This window comes from Cyanobacteria bacterium GSL.Bin1 (assembly GCA_009909085.1).
Taxonomy (GTDB): domain Bacteria; phylum Cyanobacteriota; class Cyanobacteriia; order Cyanobacteriales; family Rubidibacteraceae; genus Halothece.
Genome location: JAAANX010000203.1, coordinates 1 through 13,679, shown reverse-complemented (window position 1 = coordinate 13,679; position 13,679 = coordinate 1). Strand labels below are relative to the sequence as shown.

General features: G+C 44.8%; 5 protein-coding genes and 5 pseudogenes. 7 read left to right on the top strand and 3 right to left on the bottom strand.

Annotation, left to right across the window (positions count from 1 at the left end; all coding sequences use genetic code 11):
* Positions 1-497: 497 nt before the first annotated feature.
* From GVY04_23325 to mnmG, 3 genes are all read left to right on the top strand, one after another.
* Positions 498-6,434 (top strand): DUF11 domain-containing protein, encoded by a 5,937-nt coding sequence (locus GVY04_23325; protein NBD18954.1) that lies wholly within the window; start codon positions 498-500, stop codon positions 6,432-6,434.
* Between the two features lie 910 nt (positions 6,435-7,344).
* Positions 7,345-7,887 carry a transposase gene (locus tag GVY04_23320; GenBank protein ID NBD18953.1) on the top strand — a complete coding sequence of 181 codons (543 nt, stop codon included), beginning with the start codon at positions 7,345-7,347 and terminating at the stop codon, positions 7,885-7,887.
* A gap of 88 nt (positions 7,888-7,975) precedes the next feature.
* Positions 7,976-9,883, top strand: a complete 1,908-nt coding sequence (gene mnmG / locus GVY04_23315; GenBank protein NBD18952.1) for a tRNA uridine-5-carboxymethylaminomethyl(34) synthesis enzyme MnmG — start codon at positions 7,976-7,978, stop codon at positions 9,881-9,883.
* A gap of 89 nt (positions 9,884-9,972) precedes the next feature.
* Here the strand turns inward: mnmG and GVY04_23310 are convergent, their stop codons facing one another.
* From GVY04_23310 to GVY04_23300, 3 genes and pseudogenes are all read right to left on the bottom strand, one after another.
* On the bottom strand, positions 9,973-10,122 hold the full coding sequence (locus tag GVY04_23310) for a hypothetical protein (protein NBD18951.1): 150 nt from the start codon (positions 10,120-10,122) through the stop codon (positions 9,973-9,975).
* A gap of 209 nt (positions 10,123-10,331) precedes the next feature.
* A pseudogene (locus tag GVY04_23305) lies at positions 10,332-10,514 on the bottom strand (hypothetical protein).
* A 77-nt stretch (positions 10,515-10,591) separates the two neighbouring features.
* Positions 10,592-10,783: pseudogene (locus GVY04_23300) on the bottom strand (ISL3 family transposase).
* Positions 10,784-10,857: 74 nt separating this feature from the next.
* On the opposite strand from GVY04_23300, the pseudogene GVY04_23295 reads away from it, so the two are divergent.
* The 4 genes and pseudogenes from GVY04_23295 to GVY04_23280 all read left to right on the top strand — a co-directional run bounded on the left by GVY04_23295 (position 10,858) and on the right by GVY04_23280 (position 13,671).
* Positions 10,858-12,366 (top strand): annotated as a pseudogene (locus tag GVY04_23295) (IS66 family transposase).
* An 11-nt stretch (positions 12,367-12,377) separates the two neighbouring features.
* Positions 12,378-13,007: pseudogene (locus GVY04_23290) on the top strand (ISAs1 family transposase).
* A gap of 22 nt (positions 13,008-13,029) precedes the next feature.
* A pseudogene (locus GVY04_23285) lies at positions 13,030-13,254 on the top strand (hypothetical protein).
* Positions 13,255-13,479: 225 nt separating this feature from the next.
* On the top strand, positions 13,480-13,671 hold the full coding sequence (locus GVY04_23280) for a hypothetical protein (GenBank protein ID NBD18950.1): 192 nt from the start codon (positions 13,480-13,482) through the stop codon (positions 13,669-13,671).
* Positions 13,672-13,679 lie beyond the last annotated feature (8 nt).

Here is a 13,679-nt window from a genome sequence, read left to right as displayed (position 1 = left end):
GTTCGGTGATTACTTTTTTCCAACAGGCTTTGCAAAGTCCTCTCACCGGTGAGCCTTGTCCTTCTCTCATTCCCCAGTTTTGCCACACCTGAATCCTTACGGTTCGTGATGTGGCAAAGCTACCCCCCTTCGGGCATCGCGCATCTTTAACATCAGACTCTAATTCAGCAACGCCAAGATATCTTTTGGTTAACGAAAACTGCTTTAGCACTGAGTGGTTCAAGTGCATTCTCTCCAAAACTGTTCTTGACACGCTATTAAGATTTTTGATAGTCTTATGTCTTAAGCATAATATTTGCGTAAATACTTTTACGTATTAATTAAGCGCCTATGCAAAATTTACATATAATTTGTGATTGCTATAAGTAATTTATTGTACATACCTGCTTGTATATACCTGCTTACCGGAGTTTAAGTGCAAATATTTAATTTCTAATTTTTTTCTGATCAATTTTGAAATTTCATTTAAGTAAATTAAGGTAGGATTGTAAGTAATTATGGCTGTTATCGGATTTAGTGAAATTGGAGCCTTCAAAGGGATTAGCGGTGGACCTAATGTTATCACTAACCCCACCTCCATTCAGTTTGGTCCTGATGGGCGACTCTATGTTTCCGAACAAAACGGATCAATTAATGCCTTTGAAGTAGCAGTTGATGGGAATGGACAATACATTGCCACTGCTCATGAGGAGCTTTTGCTTCCTAATGGCGGCGGGGTTGTCAAGTCCATCATGAACCACAACGACAATGGGATCAATAATCCTTTGCTCACCAATCGTCAGGTCACAGGAATTGTCGTAACTGGGACTGCCCAAAATCCTGTTCTGTACATTTCTTCGAGCGACCCGCGAATTGCAAAGGATAATGACTCCAACCTCGATACGAACTCGGGAGTATTGACCAAAGCGAGCTGGAACGGCAGCAACTGGGAAGCAGTTGATTTGATTCGGGGGTTGCCCCGTTCAGAAGAAAACCACTCTGTCAACGGTATGGTGCTCAGTGAAGATGAGACAAAGCTCTACCTGGCCGTGGGGGGCAATACGAATAATGGGGCTCCCTCTCAGTTTTTTACCTATACCGGGGAATATGCTCTCTCAGGAACGGTTTTAGAAATTGATCTGGCCGATTTAGATAGTCGGCTCGTCTTAAGTGATGATGATGGCGGTAAAATTCCCGATGGATCGGGCGGCGTGAACGCAGTTGCCAGGGATTATATTTACGATATCCCCACTTTAGACGACCCAAATATCGAGAATGTAACAGATGGTGTCGGAGAAGATGCTAACGGCTTAGATGAAAATGGTCCCTTTGGCGGGAATGATGGTTTGAATATGGCCATTTTACCGGCCGATGCACCGTTTAGGATTTATGCCGATGGCTTCCGGAATAATTATGATCTTGTTCTCAGAGAAAACGGTCAGCTCTTAACGGTCGATAATGGTTCTAATGGGAACCTTGGCGGCAACCCATTAGATGTAAATGGCGTTCCCACCGACGAGAGCGGTTTACCACCTACCAACACTCCTAATGATGGTGGAACTGGGGATCCAGAACCGCTATTTTTAATCGAAGATGGTGTGAATTATGGTCACCCCGCCCCGGCTCGCTCAAATCAAGATCTTGCCTGGACGGCGTTCAATGACAACGCAGAACCTGATCCTGATTTGTCAGTTAACTCTGTCGATGACTTGTCTGCACAGGTACCAACAGGTGTCAATATCCCAGGGGGCTTTATTATTGATCCGAGTAAATTTACTGACGATGCAGCACGACTGCTTGAGAGCGGGATTCGGGTCCCGTTTGGTTCTAGCGAGTCTAATGCCATTGTTACTCTGGGTTCTTCAAGTAATGGTCTAACTGAATATACCAGTACTGTTTTTGATGGTGCACTGGCCGGATCATTGCTGGTGGCTCAATTAACTAACGGTAATTTGACTCTTCTGAATCTTAATGATGCCGGTACAGAACTAGTTCCCCTAATTGATCCCGGGGATGATGGGGAATTGGGAACTACAGATGATGAGACGATTGATTCAGACGGAGTGTTTCCCCTAGTTGGCGGCTTTACGCAGCCCTTAGATGTCATTGAAGGACCTAACGGGACCATCTGGGTAGCGGAAATTGGCGGTGATTTTATCAAAGTCTTTGCCCCGACTGGTCCAACCCCCGATGACGATGACTTTGATGATGATGGCCTTCTCAACGTTGAAGATCCCTTTATTCGCGATGGAACCAATGGTGGATCGGTCGTGATCAACCCTGGTGAGGAATTGCTATGGGACTTTGATGCCAACCAAGATAATAATTTACCCGGACCTGATGGCTATGGTGGCGGCCTAACCGGGGTGATGATCGACGGGGAAACTGATTTTGAGGCATTTTTCCAAGAGCCTTCTAGTCTAGAAGATCAAGATATTAAACTGGATAATGTTAAGTTTATTACCGCCGCCGGTGGTGGGACAACCGTAGTGGAAAATGTTTCCAATGGCGATGCGCTTGAAACTTTCAATAACGGCGAGTATCTTTTCCACACCGGTTTAACCATTAGTCCCTTTGTCGATACGTTGACCGTTCAGTGGGATATCATTAATCCTAGTACTAGCTTTACAGGACCGTTCCAACAAATTGGCAGTTACTTGGGAACCGGCGATCAAAGTAACTATCTCAAACTTGCAACGAGTCAAGATAACCAAGGTGAAATCCAAATTTTGTTAGAAGACGATGATGTGGTCATAGCTGAGTCTTTTATTCAAGCTGATGATTTGTTTACTGTCCCTGCTGACCAAACCCCGAACATTTCGTTTGCATTAGACATTGATCTCAATGCTAACGAGGCCATCCCGACGATTACGTATGATACAACCAGCACCAGTGATGGCACTAATACTGTTACTGGAGGTCCAATTGACCTAACAGGAACCACTGTTCTGGATGCCATTCAAGGCAATTATCAGGTTCAGAACCAGGCGAGTGGTTTGGCGCTAGGTCTTTTCTCAACAAATCGCAGTCAGGATCCGGCAGATACCTTCCAAGCTGTCTTTGGTGGGATTGAAGTGACAGCGACCGGACAAGAGGCTGACTTGGAACTAGCGAAAACAGTGGATAATAATTCCCCTAATATTGGCGACCCAGTTACCTTTACGTTGACCGTCGATAATACCGGACCTGATGAGGCAACAAGTGTTTCAGTCATCGATTCTTTGCCAGAAGGCTTTAATTATGTCAGTGATACAGGTAATGGGACTTATGATCCCGACGGCGGAATTTGGGACATTGGTTCAGTGCCGAATGGCGGCAGTGCCACCTTGGAAATTACAACCCAAGTTGTGGAAGCGTTTGAATCTTCCGTGCTGTACCGTGTCAATGCAGGGGGACCCTTAATTGAAGCAACAGATGACAATCTTGACTGGTCACAAGACCTTGCCTCAGATAATAGTCCCTTTCTTAGCAATGCTGGCAGTAACTCCACGTTTGCGACAGATTCCGCGATCGCGTTTAACCCCAGTGTTCCCTTAGGAACCCCGGAAGCGATCTTCCAGCAAGAGCGCTGGGATAGTGGCTCACCAAATGATGGCGACGAAATGCAGTGGGCGTTTGCTGTTGATCCGGGTAGTGAAGTTGAAGTCCGCCTCTACTTTGCAGAAATCTTCGACGGTATTACTAGCGCTGACGAGCGGGTATTTGATGTTGCAGTAGAGGGAGTTGTTCCTGCTACCTTTGACGACATCGATCCGTACGCGATCGCGGGATTTAACACCGGTTTTGTGCTCTCCGATACTTTTAAAATTGATGACGGAACACTAAATTTGGAATTGATTCATAATATTCAAAATCCAGCTATTAAAGGGATCGAGATTCTGACCGCCAGCACAAACCTCGACTCAGATGCCTATATCAACTCCGCTGAAATTTCTAATTCCGATCAACTAGACCCCGATTCCACGCCCAACAATAGCTCTACCAATGAAGATGATGACGCCACTGTCACCGTTACGCCTGGCTTCGATAATAATGTTGCTACTATTACGGCTACAACCGCCACTGCTGCTGAACCGGATACCAACGGCCAATTCACAGTTAATTTGACCGAAGCCGTTACCACCACGACCGACATCAACTATACCGTTGCCGGAACAGCAGAACCAGGAACTGACTATGATATACTCTCCGGAACGATTTCCATTCCTGATGGCCAGTCATCTGCAGTGATTGATGTCGAAGTACTCGATGACTCTGAAACTGAATCAGACGAAAGTGTCGAAGTTACTCTCACCGAAGCAACCGGCGATGTCGTCATTGGCTCTCCTAACAAAGCAACAGTCATTATCAGCGACGACGACGAGCAACCCAACGAAGTCAGCATCACGGCAGCGCTAGATGCATCTGAGCCCAGTAGCGATGGTCAGTTTCAAGTTAGCTTGAATACAGCAGCAGCTACTGAAACTATCATTGACTACACAGTTGGCGGCACGGCAACAGCAGGAACTGACTATGAGACGCTCTCTGGAACAGTTACTATTACTGAAGGTCAGCTTTCTGCTGATATTGATGTAACAGTACTTGATGACTCCGAAATCGAAGAGGACGAGACAGTCGTTGTTACTTTAACTGAGGTGACTGGTGATGCCAATCTACAGCTGGGAGCCACAACAGAGGCAACAGTCAACATCAGCGATAACGATCCGGCAACTCCCACAGTATCCATTGTGGGAGGACCCTACACCGTTACCGAAGGCAACTCAGTTCAAGTTTCGTTGCTCAGTGATGTTACTGTGCCCAGTGACGAAACAGTTGAAGTCACCTTTCAAATTGTTCCCGGTACAGCTACTCCTCAGGACGACTACGCCTACGACTCAACAACTACTAGTTTTGACGAGCAAACAGGTGTTTATACCGATACCGTTTCAATTGCGGGGAGCTCCTCCGATGCCACCTTCTTCATTGAGGCGCTTCAGGATACACTTTCAGAAGGGAATGAAGCTTTCACGGTTGAAATCACTGAAGTTAGCTCGAATGCTCAAATTGGCACCACCGACTCTACCTCCGTTACTATTGAAGACGATGATCCTACTAATGAAGCCGTTCTCTATCGTGTCAATGCCGGGGGTCCAGAAATTACGGCCATCGATGGTGGCCTAGCTTGGACAGCAGACACATCTGCCAATAATAGCTCCTTCCTGGCTGAAGCCGGCAGCAATAATACTGCCTCCTTCTCAGCCGTAGAGCCAGGGGCGACTGTAGCTGATACAACACCAGGTGCCATCTTTGATACTGAGCGTTGGGATAAGCCTACAGCACCAGAGATGAGCTGGGAATTTGCTGTACCAGAAGACGGTTCCTACGAAGTACGATTATTTATGGGGAATGGCTTCAGTGGGACTGATCAACCGGGTGAGCGAATCTTCGATGTGGAGCTTGAAGGAAGCATTCCCAGCAACTTGGATGATCTTGACTTATCTGGTCAGTTTGGTGATGAAGTTGGGGCCATGATTACTAACACGGTCAATGTAACTGACGGTGCCCTCAATATTGAGTTTTTACATGGTGTAGAAAATCCTTTGATCAACGGTATTGAAATTCTGCAATTGGAAGCAACTGGTAATACTTCACCGATTGCCGTTGATGATAGTGTCAGCACCGATGAAGACACGCCCTTAACCATCACCGTTTTAGCCAACGATAGCGACGCCGACAGCGATGTTCTCACGATCGAGAGCTTCGAGACCAGCAGCACCATCGGTGAAGTCACCCTCAACCCAGACAATAGCTTCAGCTACGACCCCAACGGTCAATTTGAAGCCCTCAACGATGGAGAAACTGATACGGATAGTTTTACCTATACCCTCAGCGATGGCAACGGCGGGACAGACACGGCAACGGTCAATGTGACGATTGATGGGGTAAATGAATCAACCAACGAAACCCTTCTCTACCGAGTGAATGCCGGAGGTCCAGAAATTGCAGCAATTGATGGTGGAATTGCCTGGACAGCAGACACAACCACTAATAATAGTCCGTTCCTTGCTGAAGCTGGCAGCAATAGGACGGCTTCCTTCTCGGCTGTCGAACCGGGACCTACCGTTGCTGACACCACGCCTGGGGCTATCTTCGATACTGAGCGTTGGGATAGTGCTGCAGCACCGGAAATGAGCTGGGAATTTGACGTGCCAACTGCTGGTTCCTACGAAGTGCGATTATTTATGGGAAATGGCTTCAGTGGGACTGATCAACCGGGTGAGCGAATCTTTGATGTGGAGCTTGAAGGAAGCATTCCCAGCAACTTGGATAATCTTGACTTATCTGGTCAGTTTGGTGATGAAGTTGGGACCATGATTACTAACACGGTCAATGTAACTGACGGTGCCCTCAATATTGATTTTCTGCATGGTGTAGAAAATCCTTTGATCAACGGTATTGAAATTCTGCAATTGTAAGCAACTGGAAATACCCTGGCCTTAGCAAAGGATGACAGCGCTCACGGGGTGATAAGGAGGCTAAAGCCCTTGTTGTATGAGTTCCATGGCTCTTAGCCCCCTTTGATAAAAAGGCAACTTATTCCAATTTAACCTCATCAATTTCTCCACCCAATCTTGGACAAAACTTTAGGCAATGATCCACACGACTTGGAAGGTTGAAGAAAAGTAAAAAGAGAAGCCAAAAAGATCAAAAACCAGTCAAAAAGAGAGAAACTTAGTAAAAGGTGTTACCAACAGTAAGTAGGGCTTGCTGGATAAATCCAGCAATCAGGAGTGATCAAGGTTTGACTCCCTTGAAAGGCAACTTGAAAGCGCAGAATTGGGGTAAAAGCAGATATTAAATATCCGACCGATTTAGGATTATTAAATTCAGCAAGACAACACACAGAAAAAGTAATTGATCAGCTCTATAAGACTCAAAAAAGCAAGTTACAATCCAAATCCAAGCCAAGAACTTACAGAAAACAAGCCAGAAAAGATTATTTAGGGGTTGCTAAATCTAAAAAAGTATCAAAGAAGAAACGGATTCGAGCCATCAAAAAACAGTTGGGATATCTCAAAAGAAATCTGGGCTATATTGATGAATTAATCGAATTAGGAGCTTCTCTTAGTCTTCTCAAAAAATCAGATTATAAACTCTTACTGGTAGTGCAAGAACTTTACCGTCAACAATTATGGATGTTTGAAAACAAGGCGAAAAGAATTGATGACAGAATCGTTAGTTTAACTAGGGCCCCATCTTCGTCCGATCATTAGAGGAAAAGCCAGACAAGGAACCGAGTTTGGGGCAAAAATTTCGGCGAGTTCTTACGATGGTTTTGTCTTTTTAGACCGCATCAGCTGGGACAATTTCAATGAATCCCAAGATTTGAAAACACAAGTTAAAGCCTTTAAATCCCACACCGGATATTACCCAGAATCTGTCTATGTAGATCAAATTTATCGAACGAGAGAAAATCGGGCTTGGTGTAAAGAAAAAGGAATCAGAATTAGTGGTCTTCCTCTCGGGCGACCGAAAAGAGTAATTCGTTTAGCACAAAAGAAACAAGCACAAATTGATGAAAGAATTAGAAATGGCATTGAGGGCAAGTTTGGTCAAGGAAAAAGAAGATTTGGTCTCAATTTAATCATGACTAAACTCCCGAATACTTCCGAAACAGGGATTGCCCTAACTTTTTTAGTAATGAATTTAAATACTTTATTAAGAAGGAGGTATTATCTTCTTTTTTGTCTGTTTTGGAAAAAACAAGCTTTTTCTCGATTAAAATCTATGATAATTCGTTTAATTATAGAAATTAGTCAAGTGAAGAGCCGTGTTTTTTCCAGAGTTAGATTTAACTGGGTATTGATCGATGGTTTACCTACTGATGGTTTACATGGATCGCGCACTTTTTCAGCAAGCCCTAATTAAATGGGTTGTTAAGATATAAAGGTAGAGTAAAAAAGCTCCAAAACCCAAACCCTTACTAGTTTTTTCCTATTTGTCATTTTGAGTGGTTATGATCGATTCTCTCGTACAATTCCAAGATGAATTTGATGTCGTCGTTGTTGGTGCTGGGCATTCTGGCTGTGAAGCTGCCCTCGCTGCAGCCCGTTTAGGCTGTCGCACTCTGATGTTAACCCTCAACTTAGACCGGATTGCTTGGCAACCTTGCAATCCAGCCGTGGGCGCACCGGCAAAGTCACAACTCGCCCATGAAGTGGATGCCTTAGGCGGTGAAATCGGAAAAATGGCGGATCGCACGTATCTGCAAAAACGGGTTCTCAACGCTTCACGAGGACCAGCTGTGTGGGCATTACGGGCGCAAACCGATAAACGAGAATACTCGCGGGTCATGCGCCAGATTGTAGAAAATCAAGAGAATTTAACCCTACGTGAAGGGATGGTCACTGACTTGGTATTGGGGAAAAACCAAGAAGTGATCGGTGTCGAAACTTACTTTGGCACAGCATTTAAGTGTAAAACCGTTATTTTGACGACTGGAACTTTCCTTGGCGGTTGTATCTGGGTTGGGAATAAATCAATGTCGGCCGGACGTGCAGGAGAATTTGCTGCAGTTGGTTTAACCGATACTTTAAATCAACTCGGCTTTGAAACCGGACGCCTCAAAACTGGAACGCCAGCGCGAGTGGATAAACGGTCGGTAGATTATAGTCAATTAGAAGCCCAGCCCGGAGATGAAGATGTGCGCTGGTTTAGCTTTGATCCCGAAGCTTGGGTGGAACAAGAACAAATGTGTTGCTATCTCACACGGACAACTGCCGAAACCCATCAAATTATTCGGGATAACTTACATCTGTCTCCAGTTTATGGGGGTTGGGTCGATGCTAAAGGGCCGCGGTATTGTCCCAGTATTGAAGATAAAATTGTTCGCTTTGCGGATAAAGAAAGTCATCAAATCTTTATTGAACCGGAAGGACGAGATATTCCTGAACTATATATTCAAGGCTTCTCTACTGGCTTACCAGAAAACTTGCAACTGGGGATGTTGCACACGCTTCCGGGTTTAGAAAACTGTAAAATGTTGCGTCCGGCTTATGCGGTGGAATATGACTATCTACCAGCGACACAATGTTATCCCACGTTGATGACGAAAAAAATCGAAGGGTTATTCTGCGCTGGGCAAATTAATGGGACAACCGGTTATGAAGAAGCAGCAGCCCAAGGCATTGTTGCCGGAATTAATGCGGTGCGCTTTGTCTGTGGCAAAGAAATGGTGGTATTCCCTCGCGAAGGTAGCTATCTGGGAACATTAATCGACGATTTGTGTACAAAAGATTTAAGAGAACCCTATCGAATGCTCACCAGTCGCTCAGAATATCGTCTCATTTTACGCTCCGATAATGCTGACCAACGGTTAACGCCGTTAGGACGAGAAATCGGTTTAATTGATGACCGTCGCTGGGAACTGTATCAACAAAAACAAGCCAATATTACTGCAGAAAAAGAACGTCTCCACAGCACTCGCGTGAAAGGACACGAAGCAATCGGACAGCAAATTGCAAGCGATACCGGGCAAAAAATTAAAAGTTCGGCAACCCTAGCGGAATTATTGCGTCGTCCCGGTTTTCATTATGCCAATCTTGAACAATATGGCTTAGGGAATTCCCAACTGCATCGGGTTGAAAGAGAAGGGGCAGAGATTGATATTAAATACTCAGGATACATTCAACGGCAACAAAATCAAATTGATCAAGTAACCAAACAAACCAATCGCCCCTTACCGGATGACTTAGATTATATGAATATTGACACATTATCTATGGAAGCAAGGGAAAAACTAACAAAAGTCAAACCATTAACCATTGGTCAAGCCTCTCGTGTGGGAGGAGTAAATCCCGCAGATATCAATGCCTTATTGGTCTATTTAGAGTTACAAAATCGCACTAAGTTAGTGGAACACTAGGAGAATCAATAACTCTGTTAACTAGTACTCTACCAAGGGAATTATGACAAGCTAGGAGTCGGATAAAGATGCTCCATTTCACCCGAGCCTCAACGCGCCCAAAATTGCCAATCCACAGTGGCTTGTTGACGGTTGCGAGTCTCTTCCCAATCGGTAATTTCTTGGTGAAGTTCTTCAACAAAGAAAATACGCCGATTCAAGCATTGCCGAGACAACACAGAAAATTCCAACTCAATCATTAGACATCTCCAAAAATCTGAAACTCCTACTGTAACTAAGTTACATCGCAAATTATTTTCGGAATAATTTTCGCTTCAAAAACGAGGTCATCAGGTTTTGGGGAATCTAAACCCAAAAGTTGCTCAAAAAATTGGCTGAAATTTAAATGATTTTGCTGAGCGCGATGTTCCCTTCGGGAACCGGCGAAGCCATCGCGCCATCCTAAACTGACTAGATTTTGTTGACCTAAGCGCAATCTCACCAAACCACACAGCGTTAAAATAATTGACTTATATCTAGCAACTCGAAGACGAAACCGGTCTCTTCCGACTTGAAATACTTTGACTAAGCGAATCATATTAGAAGTTACGCATTGACAATTTAAGCCAATTATGCATAAGTGACTTCCGATTGACGAAGATTCTGAAAAATATATTCACGAATCACAGAGGTAAATAAGTTTGGTTCTTCGGAACTGAGTGTGCTAAATCAACCAGTAAAGTACCAGTTAAGGAGGCACCTAAGCTGAAAGTTAGTAAAGTTTCTAAATCCGTAGGCTCTTCTTTTGATCAACTTAATCTTATTATTAATTCCTTCCACAATTCCCTGACTGGTTCTTTGGTCAAAATAAGCAATAATCTCTCCGAGCCATCTCCTTATTGTTTGACTACTTTTCGGAAAGAGCAAGAAGGCTTGTTGTAAGGATTCAGGTGAAGGGGTTGACAAACGAGGAAAAAAGAGTAAAGTAATCAGTCATGAGCCAAATCTCCCCACCTTTTCAAGCTGAAGACCTGCGCCAGTTGTCGAATGAGAAACTGGTAGAAATTATTCTGGCTCAACAAGCTCAACTTGAGCAACTGTCCCAACAAATTGACAAACTCAAAGCGAGTCTCAACCTAGACAGTCAAACCTCATCAAAACCTCCTTCGACGGACTTATTGAAAAAAAGCGAGAAATCAAAAGCAACACCAGAAGAAAAGAAAAAGCGAAAAAGGAAACCAGGGGGACAATCCGGACATCAAGGCAAGACCCGCAAAGGATTTGGTCGAGTAGACCGCTATGAAATCTTGAAGCCAGAAAGCTGTCCTAACTGTGGAAGTCAAGAATGGATTGGGAAAGCGGCACAAATAGAGACCCAGCAAGTAGCGCAACTAGTGGCTCGCCCCATAGAAGTGGTGGAATATCAACGTCACCACTGCCAATGTGCCAAGTGTGGTGGCATCGGAGTGGCGGACTGGTCGCCAGAAATGATTCGGGGTCAAGACTTAGGGATAAGACTGCAAGGATTACTCGCGTGGCTGGGAAACTATGCCCATCTCTCCTATGAGAAACAGCAAGAACTCCTGTGGGAATTGGGAGAAATCGAAATTAGCACTGGAACTTTAGTCGCCACCAATGAACGAGTGCAGAATGCCATCACTCCCAGTGTCGAAGATTTAAAAGAGTGGATTAATACTGAGCATCCTCCTCTTCATAGTGATGAAACTCCCTGGCCAGTTAAAGGAGTCAAAGAATGGCTATGGGTCTTAGCAGAAGACGGGGACTCGGAAAAGTTCTGCCTCTTTCATGCCGGAGATACCAGAGGACGCAGAGAACTTGTATCGCTTCTGGGTTCGTCCTATGAGGGTGTTTTAATTAGTGATGACTTCAGTGCTTACAATGGCTATCCGGTAGCCGGGCAGCAGAAAGGTTTGGCTCATCTGCGTCGTCATTTTCAGAGACTGGAGAAAACCAAGGGATTAAATAACCAAGAAATTGCTCAAGTCTTCCTGAATTTGATTGATGAGGCTTTTTGAAAACATCGGGTGTAGCGACAGACCCGAAACGAGACCACTTACCGAGATTGGGCAAAAGGCTTTCAAGACCGAGTGACCACCGAAATTACGACCTGGCTAAAAAAAGCGGGTTATGAAGCCGGAAAACTACTGCGTTCGTTGCGAGATCAGGCAAAGCAATGGTGGTATTTCCTGAAGCATCCTCAGATCCCTCCCGACAATATCGTCGCGCGTTCCTTTGCGGAGGAAACCTCCGCAGGGTCGCTCCTCAATTTGGCTGAACGCTGTCTAAGAACCGCTGTGACGAAGCGGAAAGTTTGTGGTGGGTCTCGTTCTCTTCATCGGTTTGCTCAGACAGCCAACTTATTGAGTGTGATTCAATCTTGTCGCTTACAAGGACGTTCGGTGATTACTTTTTTTCAAGAAGCTTTACAAGCTACTGTAGGATATTTTTCTCGTCCTTCTCTTGCTCCTCAATCTTGTACCTGAATCCTTACGGCACCATTGATGCCATGGGAACTCAACATGCCATTGTTGCCCAAATTCAAGAAAGAAAAGCGGATTATGTTTTAGCCCTGAAAGGAAATCATCCTACTCTGTTGGCTCAAGTCAAGAACTGGTTCCATCAAGCCAGAGCTAAGGATTTTGAAGGGATTGACCTCAGCTATGACCAACGCCTTGAAACGGGACATCATCGTCGTGAGAAGCGACGGGTCTGGGCCATTCCGGTTTCGGCTTTTGGCGGTCTTTACCAACAGCAACAGTGGTCTGGGCTTTAAAGTATCATTGTTGTTGAACGAGTTCGCCATCTTTGGAATCAGACAACCTACCAACTTCAGTTCTATTTAAGTTCTTTGCCTCCCGATGCACAGCTCAATGGTCGTGTAATTCGGCAACACTGGGGCATTGAGAATCAACTTCATTGGAGTTTAGATGTGACTTGGCATGAAGACCAATCTCGGATTCGTTCTTTGCACAGTCCCCGTAATTTTGCCTTGCTCCGACGCCTAGCCCTGAATGCTCTCCATCAAGAGACCACTTTGAAACGTAGTTTACGCCAAAAAGTCAAACGAGCTGCCATGAATAATGATTATATGATGCAGATTCTCAAATGCTTTTGTCAAGACTGATTGAGATGCTCTTCCCCTGCAAGTGCGTCCAGCTGTTCTCAGTGCAGAAACATATAATCTTTTGAATGCCTTACGGGGGTTTCGTCATTTTTTTCGCCATGCTTATGGAGCGACGATTGAGTATGAACAACTGAAAAGTAACCTTGATAAAGCCTTGACTGTTTTCCCAAAACTTGAATCTGATTTAAGTCAATTTTTAGTTCAATTAGAGCCGGTTAATGAGGAATCAGAGAAGTCTAGCAATTAGGAAATAGAAGTATCATGAGTGCGCGATCGCGCTTCGGTTATTGCCTAAAAGGATGAGTGATTTTATCGGGCGATGTCCTGATAGACGGTGGCGGAGCCACATCGCGCTGCCACCCAAGGAAGTTGTTGATTGTTCCAGAAACGTTATCGAATGACTGAAGACCTTTTGTTAAGATTAAATCAAATGGATTCAGTAGAGTCAATCAAATATTGATTAAGAGGTGCTATGGGACACGCAACACTACCCAAAACCCTCCGCAACTGGTTAGTTACGGCTTTGCAAGACTTTCCTCATCCGGTTACTATTCAACAAAAGATCCGTGGGACTCCCCCACCTCGGAACAGGTGGGGGAGGAAAGCGGGTGAGTCGATACCGCTCGATGCGGTTGAGACTCACATTTTCTTAGGCTACACATAAGCCATTCG